24 protein-coding genes are annotated in these 13,765 nt (G+C 59.5%); 21 read left to right on the forward strand and 3 right to left on the reverse strand.

The genetic code is table 11. The annotated features are described in order from the left end of the window. Positions 1–257: 257 nt before the first annotated feature. Positions 258–1,253, reverse strand: a complete 996-nt coding sequence (locus ACXAEH_RS16805) for a hypothetical protein (RefSeq protein WP_475034384.1) — start codon at positions 1,251–1,253, stop codon at positions 258–260. 420 nt (positions 1,254–1,673) lie between these two features. Here ACXAEH_RS16805 and rplB point away from each other — a divergent pair, with 420 nt between their 5' ends. The 6 genes from rplB to ACXAEH_RS16835 all read left to right on the forward strand — a co-directional run bounded on the left by rplB (position 1,674) and on the right by ACXAEH_RS16835 (position 5,445). Continuing rightward, entirely contained in the window at positions 1,674–2,516 is an 843-nt protein-coding gene (rplB, locus tag ACXAEH_RS16810) for a 50S ribosomal protein L2 (RefSeq protein ID WP_475034386.1), read from the forward strand. 3 nt (positions 2,517–2,519) lie between these two features. After that, positions 2,520–2,798: a 30S ribosomal protein S19 gene (gene rpsS, locus ACXAEH_RS16815; RefSeq protein WP_024088539.1), complete on the forward strand. Its 279-nt coding sequence runs from the start codon at positions 2,520–2,522 to the stop codon at positions 2,796–2,798. A 3-nt stretch (positions 2,799–2,801) separates the two neighbouring features. Next, positions 2,802–3,182, forward strand: coding sequence for a 50S ribosomal protein L22 (gene rplV, locus ACXAEH_RS16820; RefSeq protein WP_008557868.1), 381 nt, complete (start codon positions 2,802–2,804; stop codon positions 3,180–3,182). Further along, positions 3,182–3,892, forward strand: a complete 711-nt coding sequence (gene rpsC / locus ACXAEH_RS16825; RefSeq protein ID WP_475034387.1) for a 30S ribosomal protein S3 — start codon at positions 3,182–3,184, stop codon at positions 3,890–3,892. The genes rplV and rpsC overlap by 1 nt, the downstream gene beginning before the upstream one ends. Positions 3,893–3,904: 12 nt before the next feature. Then, positions 3,905–4,318: a 50S ribosomal protein L16 gene (rplP, locus tag ACXAEH_RS16830; RefSeq protein ID WP_424979962.1), complete on the forward strand. Its 414-nt coding sequence runs from the start codon at positions 3,905–3,907 to the stop codon at positions 4,316–4,318. A 506-nt stretch (positions 4,319–4,824) separates the two neighbouring features. Further along, positions 4,825–5,445, forward strand: coding sequence for a TIGR02466 family protein (locus ACXAEH_RS16835; RefSeq protein ID WP_475034389.1), 621 nt, complete (start codon positions 4,825–4,827; stop codon positions 5,443–5,445). 93 nt (positions 5,446–5,538) lie between these two features. Here ACXAEH_RS16835 and ACXAEH_RS16840 read toward each other — a convergent pair whose 3' ends face one another. Next, positions 5,539–5,922 (reverse strand): DUF6122 family protein, encoded by a 384-nt coding sequence (locus tag ACXAEH_RS16840; RefSeq protein ID WP_475035613.1) that lies wholly within the window; start codon positions 5,920–5,922, stop codon positions 5,539–5,541. 158 nt (positions 5,923–6,080) lie between these two features. Between ACXAEH_RS16840 and ACXAEH_RS16845 the strand changes: the two genes are divergently transcribed. The 14 genes from ACXAEH_RS16845 (at position 6,081) to ACXAEH_RS16910 (ending at position 11,921) form a co-directional block, all read left to right on the forward strand. Then, entirely contained in the window at positions 6,081–6,428 is a 348-nt protein-coding gene (locus ACXAEH_RS16845) for a hypothetical protein (protein ID WP_475034391.1), read from the forward strand. 201 nt (positions 6,429–6,629) lie between these two features. Then, positions 6,630–6,830: a 50S ribosomal protein L29 gene (rpmC, locus tag ACXAEH_RS16850; protein WP_039125973.1), complete on the forward strand. Its 201-nt coding sequence runs from the start codon at positions 6,630–6,632 to the stop codon at positions 6,828–6,830. Between the two features lie 11 nt (positions 6,831–6,841). Beyond that, a complete protein-coding gene (rpsQ, locus tag ACXAEH_RS16855; protein ID WP_008555996.1) occupies positions 6,842–7,072 on the forward strand; it encodes a 30S ribosomal protein S17 in 231 nt (76 codons plus the stop codon). A 99-nt stretch (positions 7,073–7,171) separates the two neighbouring features. Then, positions 7,172–7,540, forward strand: a complete 369-nt coding sequence (gene rplN, locus ACXAEH_RS16860) for a 50S ribosomal protein L14 (RefSeq protein WP_005621870.1) — start codon at positions 7,172–7,174, stop codon at positions 7,538–7,540. Between the two features lie 2 nt (positions 7,541–7,542). Further along, positions 7,543–7,848 carry a 50S ribosomal protein L24 gene (rplX, locus tag ACXAEH_RS16865; RefSeq protein WP_039160800.1) on the forward strand — a complete coding sequence of 102 codons (306 nt, stop codon included), beginning with the start codon at positions 7,543–7,545 and terminating at the stop codon, positions 7,846–7,848. Next, positions 7,848–8,411: a 50S ribosomal protein L5 gene (gene rplE, locus ACXAEH_RS16870; protein WP_475034392.1), complete on the forward strand. Its 564-nt coding sequence runs from the start codon at positions 7,848–7,850 to the stop codon at positions 8,409–8,411. Before rplX ends, rplE begins: the two co-directional genes overlap by 1 nt. Before the next feature lie 19 nt (positions 8,412–8,430). Then, positions 8,431–8,736, forward strand: coding sequence for a 30S ribosomal protein S14 (rpsN, locus tag ACXAEH_RS16875; RefSeq protein ID WP_019297997.1), 306 nt, complete (start codon positions 8,431–8,433; stop codon positions 8,734–8,736). 13 nt (positions 8,737–8,749) lie between these two features. Continuing rightward, the gene (rpsH, locus tag ACXAEH_RS16880) at positions 8,750–9,142 is read left to right on the forward strand and encodes a 30S ribosomal protein S8 (protein ID WP_475034394.1); all 393 of its coding nucleotides are present in this window, start codon (positions 8,750–8,752) and stop codon (positions 9,140–9,142) included. A gap of 13 nt (positions 9,143–9,155) precedes the next feature. Next, positions 9,156–9,689: a 50S ribosomal protein L6 gene (rplF, locus tag ACXAEH_RS16885; protein WP_475034396.1), complete on the forward strand. Its 534-nt coding sequence runs from the start codon at positions 9,156–9,158 to the stop codon at positions 9,687–9,689. A gap of 11 nt (positions 9,690–9,700) precedes the next feature. Then, positions 9,701–10,060, forward strand: coding sequence for a 50S ribosomal protein L18 (rplR, locus tag ACXAEH_RS16890; RefSeq protein ID WP_475034398.1), 360 nt, complete (start codon positions 9,701–9,703; stop codon positions 10,058–10,060). A gap of 133 nt (positions 10,061–10,193) precedes the next feature. Beyond that, complete coding sequence (gene rpsE / locus ACXAEH_RS16895; protein WP_039160792.1) at positions 10,194–10,763, forward strand: 30S ribosomal protein S5; 570 nt, start codon at positions 10,194–10,196, stop codon at positions 10,761–10,763. Positions 10,764–10,776: 13 nt separating this feature from the next. Next, on the forward strand, positions 10,777–10,965 hold the full coding sequence (gene rpmD, locus ACXAEH_RS16900) for a 50S ribosomal protein L30 (protein ID WP_019298002.1): 189 nt from the start codon (positions 10,777–10,779) through the stop codon (positions 10,963–10,965). Positions 10,966–11,232: 267 nt separating this feature from the next. Further along, positions 11,233–11,442 (forward strand): DUF1127 domain-containing protein, encoded by a 210-nt coding sequence (locus ACXAEH_RS16905; RefSeq protein WP_475034399.1) that lies wholly within the window; start codon positions 11,233–11,235, stop codon positions 11,440–11,442. A gap of 263 nt (positions 11,443–11,705) precedes the next feature. After that, positions 11,706–11,921 carry a DUF1127 domain-containing protein gene (locus ACXAEH_RS16910; protein WP_475034401.1) on the forward strand — a complete coding sequence of 72 codons (216 nt, stop codon included), beginning with the start codon at positions 11,706–11,708 and terminating at the stop codon, positions 11,919–11,921. Between the two features lie 569 nt (positions 11,922–12,490). Here ACXAEH_RS16910 and ACXAEH_RS16915 read toward each other — a convergent pair. Beyond that, positions 12,491–13,078, reverse strand: a complete 588-nt coding sequence (locus ACXAEH_RS16915) for a hypothetical protein (protein ID WP_475034403.1) — start codon at positions 13,076–13,078, stop codon at positions 12,491–12,493. Between the two features lie 193 nt (positions 13,079–13,271). Between ACXAEH_RS16915 and rplO the strand changes: the two genes are divergently transcribed. Further along, positions 13,272–13,742, forward strand: coding sequence for a 50S ribosomal protein L15 (gene rplO, locus ACXAEH_RS16920; RefSeq protein WP_475034405.1), 471 nt, complete (start codon positions 13,272–13,274; stop codon positions 13,740–13,742). Positions 13,743–13,765: the final 23 nt, after the last annotated feature.

A 13,765-nucleotide genomic window follows, 5' to 3' on the forward strand; every position in this document is an offset into this window, starting at 1 on the left:
CGCTGCCGGTTAAGATCCGCGAAGCCGTGCGTGCGCACCTCACGCAACAGCCTTCAATGCGCAGAGCTGCGATCTTGCACCCAGGTGCGGAATCGAGGCCGCAGGCCGCCGCGCCAGCGCCGTCCCGCCCCCATGGGGCGGCGCTTTGGCTTGTGTTCTGCGTGTCGGTGAAGTCGTACGGATTTGGCCGGGATAAACTGCCAAACGCCACGTTGAGAGCGCCACCCCGCGGGACGGCGCTGGCGCTCTACAGGAAATCAACCTATTTCGGCTTCGATCCTCGCAGGAAGGTCCTCAAAGCGTTTCACCAGTTTGCCGTCGAATGGAGGGTAATCTTTGAAAAGATCGCTCATGGCTTTGTCGCAGCGGAAAAGATCACACTCACAAATATACATCATCTGCATTAGGTCGATTACGTCGCTAGGTTTGAATTTGTAATTAGCCTTCTGGGCTCGCTCAATGTAATGGCTGAAATGTGCTACACGCTCTGGGCCATAAGCATCGGCTATAGGCTTCATCGCGCTCTTAGCATCGAATGCTTCACGTCTTATTTTGGGTTTCGTTAGTTCTCTAGCGCTTCTCTTGGAAACCCCAAGCGCAAGGATTTTTTGACAAATCTTGGCTCTCGCAGCTTCGAGTTCGTCAAATCCTTTGTTGTAGCTTTGGAGGCCCAAGATTAGCTTTTCAAACGCCTCTATGCCGCCCCCGAAGTACTCTGAAAGCATGTTTGGCATGCCGCCATAGTCGTAAACAATCCGACTGTACTCAGCAGGGTCACTAAACCATTTGTTTAGATGGGATTCAAACTCGGCATCTGAACAACGTCCCTTTAGGAAACGGTTAGCGATACCGCTTTCTACAAACTCTTTGGAGACGGGTATACCCTTATAGTCTTCAGCCTTGTTTCCCCAAGTTGACGTGCTCTTCCTGAGTAACTCATTCATCGCTTGCGGGCGCTTTAATCGCCTTAATTCCGCACGGTTGAGATTCCCTCTTGTTGACAGAACGCTAAGGTACTCTTTGTACATTTTTTGCCGAAACTCTTTGGCGCGAAGATGCTCTCCTCCCTTCCCCGACATCCACCTCCCAGAGTTAGGGAACTTGGCACCAAGTTCGATTTCTGTAAGGAAGGGAAACGCATTCGGACCGCAGATATCTTTAACAAGCTGGCCGCGCCGAACTCTTTCTGTTCGGAACCTATCAGTAGGTTTGGTTACAAACTCAAGCATGATTGCCCAAGAGAATCCGATCACTATGCTCCCCTGGTCTCTAAACTCAATGAGCCTGTCTAACGTTCGATGAGAAGGGCTGTGTCGGTCCTCGTTGAACAAGCGAATATAGTCTTGTGTGTCCAAGTAGACGACGATTGGCTTTTCTAGCATGAAAGTATGGTAACTCGACGTGGGATAGCTAAGTTTACTTTGTGGAAATTCAGCGCTTAACAAATGGGCGACATCGTTGCGTATGTCACCCCTAAACTCCCCCAAACACCTCTGCTACACGCCATCCATCCTGAAGGCCCCGGATTCGCTCCGGGGTCGTTACGTTTGTCAGGATGTGTGAACTCGGGGACCTTCGGGGCCCTATATCTTTGGCACCTACGGGGGCCTTAAACATAGCTGGGCCAAAGACAATAACCTAAGGCCTGGCACGCTAAACGGAAGACAGAAAGCATGGCACTTAAGTCGTATAAGCCGACGACGCCGGGCCAGCGTGGGCTGGTTCTGATCGACCGTTCGGAGCTTTGGAAAGGGCGTCCGGTCAAATCTCTCACTGAGGGTCTGACCAAATCGGGCGGCCGGAACAACACCGGACGGATTACTTCCCGCCGCCGCGGCGGCGGCGCAAAGCGTCTCTACCGGATCGTTGACTTCAAACGGAATAAATTTGATGTCGCCGCAACCGTCGAGCGCATCGAATATGACCCCAACCGGACTGCCTTCATCGCCCTGGTGAAGTATGACGACGGCGAGCAGGCCTATATCCTGGCTCCGCAGCGTCTGGCAGTGGGTGACAAGGTCATCGCCTCCGCAAAGGCAGACATCAAGCCGGGCAACGCAATGCCGTTCTCGGGCATGCCGATCGGTACCATCGTCCACAACATCGAGATGAAACCGGGCAAAGGCGGCCAGATCGCCCGCGCAGCCGGCACTTACGCTCAGTTTGTTGGCCGTGACGGCGGTTACGCTCAGATCCGCCTGTCCTCGGGCGAACTGCGCCTGGTGCGTCAGGAATGCATGGCCACCGTTGGTGCCGTGTCCAACCCCGACAACTCGAACCAGAACTTCGGTAAAGCCGGCCGTATGCGCCACAAGGGCAAGCGTCCTTCCGTGCGTGGTGTCGTGATGAACCCGATCGACCACCCCCACGGCGGTGGTGAAGGCCGGACCTCCGGTGGCCGCCATCCGGTGACCCCCTGGGGCAAACCGACCAAGGGCAAACGGACCCGCAACAAAAACAAGGCGTCGCAGAAGCTCATCATCCGCTCGCGCCACGCCAAGAAGAAAGGCCGCTAATCCATGGCACGTTCCGTATGGAAAGGCCCCTTCGTTGATGCTTATGTCCTGAAAAAGGCCGAAGCAGCGCGTGAATCGGGCCGCAATGAAGTGATCAAGATCTGGTCGCGCCGTTCCACCATCCTGCCGCAGTTCGTCGGCCTGACCTTTGGTGTCTACAACGGCAAAAAGCACATCCCAGTCAACGTCTCGGAAGACATGATCGGTCAGAAGTTCGGTGAGTACTCGCCGACCCGCACCTATTATGGCCACGCCGCTGACAAAAAAGCGAAGCGGAAGTAAGTCATGGGCAAGGAAAAGAACCCCCGCCGCGTGGCAGACAACGAAGCAATGGCAAAACTGCGCATGCTCCGTACCTCGCCGCAGAAACTGAACCTGGTGGCGCAGATGATCCGCGGCAAGAAAGTCGAGAAGGCGCTGACCGACCTGACTTTCTCCAACAAGCGGATCGCGCAGGACGTGAAGAAATGCCTTCAGTCCGCCATCGCGAATGCTGAAAACAACCACAACCTGGACGTCGATGAGCTGATCGTCGCCGAGGCATGGGTTGGCAAGAACCTGACCATGAAGCGCGGCCGTCCGCGGGCTCGTGGCCGGTTCGGCAAAATCCTGAAGCCGTTCGCGGAGATCACCATCAAGGTGCGTCAAGTTGAGGAGCAAGCCTAATGGGTCAGAAAGTCAATCCGATCGGCATGCGCCTTCAGGTCAACCGCACCTGGGACAGCCGCTGGTATGCCGACACCAAAGACTACGGTGATCTGCTGCTCGAGGACCTGAAAATCCGCGAGTTCATCCAGAAAGAATGCAAGCAGGCAGGCATTGCGCGCGTGATCATCGAGCGCCCGCACAAGAAATGCCGTGTGACCATTCACACCGCCCGTCCGGGCGTCATCATCGGCAAGAAAGGCGCGGACATCGAAGTCCTGCGCAAGAAAATCGCCAAGATGACCAACTCCGAGCTGCACCTCAACATCGTTGAAGTGCGCAAGCCGGAACTGGACGCGCAGCTGGTTGGCGAGAGCATTGCTCAGCAGCTGGAACGCCGTGTGTCCTTCCGCCGCGCCATGAAGCGTGCGGTTCAGAACGCCATGCGCATGGGCGCCCTGGGTATCCGGGTGAACGTGGCTGGCCGTCTGGGCGGCGCGGAAATCGCGCGGACCGAATGGTACCGTGAAGGCCGCGTGCCGCTGCACACCCTGCGTGCCGACATCGATTACGCACACTCCGAAGCGATGACCCCCTACGGGATCATCGGGATCAAGGTCTGGATCTTCAAAGGCGAGATCATGGAGCACGATCCTTCGGCGCGTGACCGTAAGGCTCAGGAAATCCAGGACGGCCCTGCACCCCGTGGTGCTGGTGGCGGCCGCCGCTAAGGAGGAATTGAGATGCTTCAACCAAAGCGCACTAAATTCCGCAAGATGCACAAGGGCCGGATCCACGGCCTGGCAAAAGGCGGTTCCGACCTGAACTTCGGCACCTATGGCCTGAAGGCAACCACTCCTGAGCGTGTGACTGCACGCCAGATCGAGGCTGCCCGCCGTGCCATGACCCGCCACATGAAGCGTCAGGGCCGTGTCTGGATCCGTATCTTCCCGGACACTCCCGTGACCTCCAAGCCCGTCGAAGTCCGTATGGGTAAAGGTAAAGGGTCCGTGGATTACTGGGCATGCAAAGTGAAGCCCGGCCGCGTGATGTTCGAGATCGACGGCGTCAGCGATGAGATCGCCCGCGAGGCCCTGCGCCTGGCCGCGATGAAGCTGCCGGTCAAGACTCGCGTCGTGGTCCGCGAAGACTGGTAAGCAGCGGCCTTGCCGCCGCGTGCGGCCCGCTGCTCTTGCGAGCAAAGGCGGCGGGAGCGCAACCGGTCCTGAAAATCAGAAACCCCCGCTGAGAGATCAGCGGGGGTTTTCTTTTGGCAGAGCGGTTTGCCGGCAGCCCCGGCAGAAAGGGGCAGGGTGATGCGTTGCCATGCCAGGCTGAACACGAATGGCTCGCAGTCTGTTGCTAGGGATTGGCAATGTTTGTCAATGTGTCCTGCTGCCGGGAGGTTCCCCGGGTTGCCGGGCCTCAGCGGCACGGGCGCCTGATTGGTTGGAGCGCCCTCTGATGCGAACTGGTCTCAATGTCCTTTCCACTGGCCCCTGCGGGCAGCCTGCCGGCGGCAAAGCCACTGGCCCGCGCCGCATGGGGGCTCTGCCCCCGCCGCCTGCTGCGGCTCCCCCGGAGTAGTTTTGAACCAGAAAGAAGCATCCGGAGGCGGCCGAAGCGGCTCGCCAAGAGGGCAGTGCTGCGCTAAGACGCAGCTATGGCTCAGATTGACTTGCTTTTCGTGACCCGCCTCTACCGCGCGCAGCTGTCCGAACACGGACCATCGGTTGACGCGCAGGAACTGGAAAACTCCTGCCTCGTGATCGCCGGCGATGACGAGGCGGGGCAGGACTGGTGCGAGGAGAACGGCTACCCGGGGTATACGTCCTACGCCTCGCTGACGGATTTGCCCTGGCGGTTCCCGGTCTTTGCCGATGTGGTGAAGTCGCTGGATCTGCATGTGGCGGGTTTTGCCAAGGATCTGGAGCTGGATCTGGACGGCCGCAAGCTGGTGCTGGAGGATCTGTGGATCAACATCCTGCCGGAGGGCGGGACGCACGCCAGCCACATCCACCCGCATTCGGTGATCTCCGGCACAACTTACGTGTCGATGCCCGACGGCGCCTCGGCGCTGAAGCTGGAGGACCCGCGCCACGCGATGATGATGGCGCATCCGCCACGCCTGAAAGACTGCCGGCAGGAGCTGAAGACCTTTGTCTACCAGGCGCCCGCAGTGGGCGATGTGCTCTTGTGGGAAAGCTTCATCCGCCACGAGGTGCCGCTCAACATGGCTGAGGAAGAGCGGATTTCGGTAAGTTTCAATTACCGGTGGGAGTGAGCGGGGGAGCCGTTTTCCGGCAGCGGAAAACGGCCATGAAAAATCGATTTTTCATGGCCGGAATTCTCGTAGAATTCCGGTTCTGCGGCGCGGTCAGCTCCAGGTTCCCTGCATCGCGCAGTCCAGCCCATCTACCGCCAGGTGCCATAGGCAGCCGAGCGCCAGCGCTCGGATCTTCCAGCTTGGCACCAGCAGCGCTGCGGCATAGGCGGCGGCAGCCAGCCCTGAGTGCAGCGGGTGAAAGCCAAGACTGCAGCGGTTTGGATCGAAGATTGGTGTTGCCAGCAGATGGTCGGCGTCAATCATATTCGCCAGGATCATCAGCCCGGCGGCGGCCAGCCACCGCTGCCTGCCAAACAGGATCCGCGCAATGGCGAAGGGCGCCAGGAAGTGGGAACCATAGTGGATGAGGGGCGGGAGCAGATAAAGATACACAGCTAATTCGCCCTCGGCGGTTTCCAGTGCCCTTTGCAGCATCGTCAAATGCAGTACAAGTAGTTTCCGTGTCCAATCCGTCGCGTGCCGCGGTTCCGTCTTGACGATGAATTGCGCCTCGATGCCCGTTTTGCTAGGCAGCAGCCCGGCGGTGCCCCGGCGCGCTGCACGGATTGAGGCATTATCAAAGGACCGATTTTTTGAAAGCAAAACTCATACTGGCGGTTGCTGCGCTGGCTGCGACCGCGGCCTGTACAAAAGACTTGGGTAAAATGCATGAACGGCGCGCTGCGCTGGTTGCCCGCGTGTTCCCGGCCGAAGCTGATCGCACCGGTATTACCCTGGCGTTTCCTGTGGAAAGCCATCTGGAGATCATCTACTTCCCTGAACAGGTCTCCCATGCGGCAATTCAGTCGCGCGCAGCGGCTTACTGTCAGCGGATCGGATATCCCACGCTGAAAATCTACAAGCCGCTGACCGATACCAAAACCACCCTTGCGGATGGCACAGTCAGGCCGTCCAAGCAGATCATCTACGATTGCGACTAACTGCCTGCCCGGGGCAGGAGGAATCTCCCCTTGCCCCGGCACCCCGTCTCCTCTATAGGGACCCATCGCTTGCCCCCAATCCTCATTGGGTCGGGGCCAGGTGATTCTTTTTTGCTGCCCGTTCCGGGCGGTTGACATAACCCACCAGGTAACAAGGTGACCCTCGGGGCCTTCTGGTGCTTTGGACAAGGAACAAAGGCGATGAACGCCAATGATCTGCGCGAGAAGACCGTGGATGAACTCCGCGATATGCTCGCATCCCTGAAAAAAGAGAGCTTCAACCTGCGCTTTCAGCAGGCAACCGGTCAGCTGGAATCGACCGCAGGCATCAAGGCGGCCCGCCGCAATGCTGCCCGCGTCAAGACCATCCTGAACGAAAAAGCTGCAGCAGCAGCCGAATAAGGAGCGACACAATGCCCAAACGTATCCTGCAAGGCGTTGTGACCAGCGACGCAAACGCCCAGACCGTCACCGTCTCGGTTGAACGCCGCTTCACGCACCCGGTTCTGAAGAAAACCATCCGTAAGTCCAAGAAATACCGGGCTCACGATGAAAAGAACGCTTTCAAGGTCGGCGACACCGTACGCATCATCGAATGCGCGCCGAAATCGAAAACGAAACGCTGGGAAGTTCTGGAAGCCTAAGAGTCTCATCCGAGACTCCTGGCGGCTAGACTTAACAGTCAGTCGAAACCCTGGGGGATACCAGCACGCATCGCTGCCCCATAGGTCGGGAGAAACCACATGATCCAGATGCAAACAAATCTGGATGTTGCTGACAACTCCGGCGCCCGCCGAGTTCAGTGCATCAAGGTTCTGGGTGGCTCCAAGCGTAAATACGCATCCGTAGGCGACATCATCGTCGTCTCGGTCAAGGAAGCCATCCCGCGCGGCCGCGTGAAAAAAGGCGACGTCCGTAAGGCCGTTGTCGTGCGCACCGCCAAAGAAGTCCGCCGCGAAGACGGCACTGCAATCCGGTTTGACCGGAACGCAGCCGTTATCCTGAACAACAACAACGAGCCGGTCGGTACCCGTATCTTTGGCCCGGTTGTTCGTGAACTGCGCGCGAAGAACTTCATGAAGATCATCTCGCTTGCTCCGGAGGTGCTGTAACTATGGCTGCGAAACTCCGCAAAGGCGACAAGGTCATCGTGCTGTCCGGCCGTGACAAGGGCAAAGAAGGCACCATTGCCTCTGTTGACCCGAAAGCCGGCAAAGCCGTTGTCGAAGGCGTGAACATGGCGATCCGCCACACCCGCCAGACCCAAAACAGCCAGGGCGGCCGTCTGCCCAAGGCACTGCCGATCGATCTGTCGAACCTGGCACTGCTGGACAGCAACGGCAAAGCAACCCGCGTCGGCTTCCGCGAGGAAGACGGCAAGAAGGTGCGCTTCGCCAAGACCACCGGGGAGACTGTCTGATGCTTGACGCTGCAACCTACACCCCGCGTCTGAAGACCCTCTACAAGGACACCATCCGTGGCGCCCTGAAAGAGGAATTCAGCTACAAGAACGATATGATGATCCCCAAGCTGGAGAAGATCGTTCTGAACATCGGCTGCGGCCGCGCTGCTGTCAAAGACAGCAAGAAAGCCAAATCCGCACAGGCCGACCTGACCGCGATTGCGGGCCAGAAGGCTGTCACCACCGTGGCCAAGAACTCCATCGCCGGCTTCCGCGTTCGCGAAGGCATGCCGATGGGCGCCAAGGTGACCCTGCGCGGCGACCGGATGTTCGAATTCCTGGACCGTCTGATCACCATCGCGATGCCGCGTATCCGTGACTTCCGCGGCGTGTCCGGCACCTCTTTCGACGGCCGCGGCAACTATGCCATGGGCCTGAAAGAGCACATCGTCTTCCCGGAAATCGACTTTGACAAGATCGACGAAGCCTGGGGCATGGACATCGTAATTGCCACCACCGCAGAAACCGACGCGGAAGCTAAGGCGCTGTTGAAAGCTTTCAACATGCCCTTCAACAGCTGATCGCGGGAAGGAAGAGACCATGGCTAAGAAAAGCATGATCGAACGCGAGAAGAAGCGCGAGCGCCTGGTGGCAAAATACGCCGCAAAGCGTGCCGAGCTGAAAGAAATCGCAAACGACGAATCCCGCCCGATGGAAGAGCGCTTCAAGGCGCGTCTGAAACTGGCGAAACTGCCGCGCAACTCGTCGGCAACCCGTCTGCACAACCGCTGCCAGCTCACCGGCCGTCCCCACGCTTACTACCGTAAGCTGAAGGTCAGCCGTATTGCGCTGCGCGAGCTGGGCTCTGCTGGTCAGATCCCCGGCCTGGTGAAATCGAGCTGGTAAGGGAGAGACTGATATGAACGATCCTATCGGCGATATGCTCACCCGTATCCGTAACTCTCAGATGCGCGGCAAATCCACCGTGTCCACACCGGCTTCCAAGCTGCGTGCCTGGGTGCTGGACGTGCTGGCAGACGAGGGCTACATCCGCGGTTATGAGAAAACCACTGGTGAAAATGGCCACCCGGCCATCGAAATCAGCCTGAAATACTTCGACGGCGAACCTGTCATTCGCGAGCTCAAGCGGGTTTCCAAGCCCGGCCGCCGCGTTTACATGGGCGTCAATGACATCCCGTCGGTCCGCCAGGGCCTGGGCGTGTCGATTGTCTCCACCCCCAAGGGTGTGATGTCGGACGCAAACGCACGCGCAGCCAACGTTGGCGGCGAAGTGCTCTGCACCGTCTTCTAAGGAGGCCTCGCAGATGTCCCGTATTGGTAAAAAACCGGTCGAACTGCCCAGCGGTGTTACCGCTGCCGTGTCCGGCCAGACCATCGAAGTGAAAGGCCCGAAAGGCGCCCGCACCTTCACCGCAACCGACGACGTCACCCTGACCGTGAACGACAACGTTGTCACCATCGAGCCGCGCGGCAAGTCCAAGCGTGCCCGTCAGCAGTGGGGCATGTCCCGCACTCAGGTGGCCAACCTCGTGACCGGCGTGACCCAGGGCTTCAAGAAAGAGCTGGAGATCCAGGGTGTGGGTTACCGGGCTCAGATGCAGGGCAACACCCTGAAGCTGAACCTGGGCTACAGCCACAACGTCGACTTCGTTGCACCCGATGGCATCACCATCACCGCACCGAAGCAGACCGAAATCGTTGTGGAAGGTATCGACCAGCAGCAGGTGGGCGAAGTCGCGGCGAAAATCCGCGAATGGCGCCGTCCGGAGCCCTACAAGGGCAAAGGCATCCGCTACAAGGGCGAGTTCATCTTCCGCAAGGAAGGCAAGAAGAAGTAAGGACCAGCAAAATGGCAAACAGCAAACGTACCCTGTTTCTGAAGCGCCGGCTGCGCGTCCGGAACAAGCTTCGCAAAGTGAACGCAGGCCGTCCGCGTCTGTCCGTGCACCGTTCGAACAAGAACATCTCTGTTCAGCTGATCGACGACCTGCGCGGCGTGACCCTGGCAGCGGCGTCGACCCTGGAAAAAGATCTCGGCGTTGTTGGCAAGAACAACGTCGAAGCCGCAACCAAAGTCGGTGCTCTGATCGCCGAGCGCGCGAAAGCGGCTGGCGTGACCGAGGCCTACTTCGACCGCGGCGGCTTCCTGTTCCACGGCAAGGTGAAGGCTCTGGCCGACGCTGCGCGTGAAGGCGGCCTGAAGATCTAAATCCCATGCGGGCAGCCTGACAGGGCTGCCCCGATGATCCGGGAGGCCGGGCTTCGGCCCGGTTCTCACCAAGGATTGAGAAAACAGGCGCCCCCCGTGCTAACTGGAATGCGCCCTATGAAAGGAATGCCTGATGGCAGAACGTGAAAACCGCCGCGGCCCCCGCCGCGAGCGTGAAGAGGCACCGGAATTTGCAGATCGCCTGGTCGCGATCAACCGCGTGTCGAAAACCGTAAAAGGCGGTAAGCGCTTTGGCTTCGCAGCTCTGGTTGTTGTTGGCGACCAGAAAGGCCGCGTCGGCTTTGGCAAGGGCAAGGCGAAAGAAGTGCCCGAGGCGATCCGCAAGGCGACCGAGCAGGCGAAACGCCAGATGGTCCGCGTGCCGCTGAAAGAGGGCCGCACCCTGCACCACGACATCAACGGCCGTCACGGCGCTGGTAAAGTGGTCATGCGCACCGCTCCGGAAGGTACCGGTATCATCGCAGGCGGCCCGATGCGCGCAGTCTTCGAAATGCTGGGCGTCAAGGACGTCGTTTCGAAGTCGATCGGCTCGCAGAACCCCTACAACATGATCCGCGCCACCATCAACGGCCTGACCAAAGAGCAGAGCCCGCGTTCGGTTGCACAGCGCCGCGGCAAAAAGGTTGCTGACATCCTGCCCAAGCGGGACGATGCACCGGCTGCTGCCGAAGCTGAAGCGTAAGGAGTAGAGAGACATGGCAAAAACCATCGTCGTCAAGCAGATCGGCTCCCCGATCCGCCGCCCCGCCAAACAGCGCGCGACCCTGGTCGGCCTGGGCCTGAACAAGATGCACAAGACCCGTGAGCTGGAGGACACCCCTTCGGTCCGCGGCATGGTCAACTCGATCCCGCACCTGGTTCAGATCATCGAAGAGCGCGGCTAAGCCCCTTTTCGAGCACTAACTTTGGAAAACGCCTCCGGGACACCGGGGGCGTTTTTCGTTTGCGGCGGCTCTTGCGCAGGGCAGGCAGAGGGGCGGGCCGGGCTGTTAACCGGCTGGCAAGGCCCCTTGCAGAGCTTGCATAGCGGGCAGTCCGAACCGTCAGTTGTTGGAATCGCGCCCGCATCCTATCTCAGCCCTGTCACAGAACGGACCGTAAGACAGACCGCCGGGAATAGGCCCGGCTCGCTTGAGACAAGGAACTTAACGATGGCATATGTACTCTCCGCTTCCGCCGGCATCTCGCTGACCGCCCGCATCCGCTCCGCATTCGACAGCGTGATCGACTCCTGGATGAAGGCCCGCGAATTCCAGCGCACCTACAACGAGCTGGACGCGCTCTCCGATCATGAGCTCTCCGACATCGGCGTCCGCCGCGCCGACATCGCCGACATCGCCCGCGCGCACGTCTACGGCTGAGAATTCCCTATTCCCGGGCGCAGCTCTCCTCCTCCTTTGCGCCCCGGGCCAAGACGCTCCTGCCATCCGGCGGGAGCGTTTTCTTTTGCGCCAAGGCCGCGTTTTCTCACGCAAATGTGCTATGCGGCCACTGCATAGCCGCCAGACCAAAGCATCCGTTGCCGGGCCGGGCGGCGGTGCCTATCTCCCCTGCGTTACAAAACCGTCACAAGAAACACTCCGGCCGGGCATTGGCCCGGTCCAACTGATAGGAAACGCAAGAGATGGCATATTCGACCCTGTCCGCCCCCGCCTCATCCAGCTTGTCCGCCCGCCTGCGCGGCCTGGCCGCCAGCCTGATGCAGGACTGGAAACTGCGCCGCGAGTACAAACGCACCGTGACCGAGCTGCGCGGCCTTTCCGCGCGCGAGCTGGCCGACATCGGCCTGCACCGCGGCAACATCCCCGGCACCGCCCGCGAGAACGTCTACGGCCGCTGACAGAATTCCGGTTCCGGAGCCTCCTCCCTCCCTCGGTCCCGGACCAGATGCACCCCTGCCCAACGGCGGGGGTGTTTTGCGTTTCAGGGATGACAAGCGAATACTATGATCCCCCTTAGCCCGGCTGCAGGCCGGGCGGCGCCCGACCCTCCCCACGGGAGGGCGCTTCACGCCCACCCAGGGTCAGGCGCCGCCCTTCGAGGAATTCAACATCCTGGCAGAAGTTGGGCTAGATCATCCGTTGCGCCCCCGCCGTACGCCCCGCCTACGCAGAATTTACCTGGCTATGCGAGATTGCTTCCTGATCATGATCACCCGCCGGGCGTAGCACCCCCGGCACCTGGAACAGGGCTCCGGTCTGGCACCCGGAGCGCGCAGACGCGTTTTCGCATGGGCGATGCCCATCCCATCTCCACCCCGGCGGCGCCGCCACCCTTTAACGGACGGCCTCAGACGGAACGGACACAGAGAAAGACAGATAGAGCAGCAACCGGCAGGGCAGGGGCCTTGGCGGGAGCGCAGACGTGTGGAGAAGCCATGGATCGAATCTAGGTTTTTTCCTCACAGGGCTACTTTCGCGCGAAGATCGCCATCCCAGGCCCATTAGAGCCCGGAAACTGATAACCCATGTGAGTAACGACATTTACTACTGCGACACATAGCTCAGCCGTAGCAACTTGAACTGTCCGAAGGAAATCTACATCAACTGGACCGTCCCAAACTTCTAGTCTTTTGTTGACATAGAACGGTGTGACCTTACCGAAGGAGTCAGGCGCTGGCCAATGGGCGTGGCACAAAACGTTTCTCATCTCCGCTGCGCGCTCAAGCTCGGCTTTCAGCACGTCGATGTCTTCTATCGACAAGTCCGGATGCCTCTTCGCGGCGGCGATGAACTCGTCAACGAGCGGCTTTAGCAGGTTGTAGAGAGAGCGTTCGAGTTGTTTTAGCCACTTCTCGTATTCTTTTTCAATTTCGTCCTCTGGGTAAGATCTAGTTGCGGTAAGAGCGAAGATCGCACGACCCAAAAAGTATTCTAAGGTTCCAAAACTTGCTACGGTTTTACCCAGAAGGCACCAGTGTTCATCGGAAAGAAGGTGGCACGGAAACCCTGATGGAAGGCGATCTTGATCTATAATGTGACGTTTCACTTTGTTCATGGCGATGACCTGTTCAGGATTGTTCGCCAAAGTTATTCGCCATTGAGGTGAGCTGATCAAGGCACCCCTTGATCCCATCCCCCAACAGGTCTATAGGCACCCGGTGGCGTTCTGCGCCACGGAATCACCAATCAAGAAACGCCGCGGTTGGCCCATCACGCTTCGGGGGCCACATCCGGCAAGGAGAAGCGACATGAAACTGCACGAACTGCGCGACAACGACGGCGCCACCAAAAAACGCAAGCGCGTTGGCCGCGGCCCGGGCTCCGGCACCGGTAAAATGGGCGGCCGTGGTATCAAAGGCCAGAAATCCCGCTCGGGTGTGGCCATCAACGGCTACGAAGGCGGCCAGATGCCGCTCTATCAGCGTCTGCCCAAGCGCGGCTTCAACAAGCCGAACCGCAAGGCATACGCGGTTGTGAACCTGGGCCTGATCCAGAAGTTCATCGACGCAGGCAAGCTGGACGCAGCAAACATCACCGAAGATTTGCTGGTGGCTTCCGGCCTGGTGCGCCGCAAGCTGGACGGCGTCCGCGTTCTGGCCAAAGGCGAAATCACCGCCAAAGCCACCATCTCGGTCACCGGCGCATCGGCCGCTGCCGTTGAAGCCGTGGCAAAAGCCGGCGGCGCTCTGACTGTGGCAACTGCAGCCGCCGCAGAGTAACGGCTTGTGAGCGGCGCCAATGC

The organism is Leisingera sp. ABM4_060, assembly GCF_056158765.1.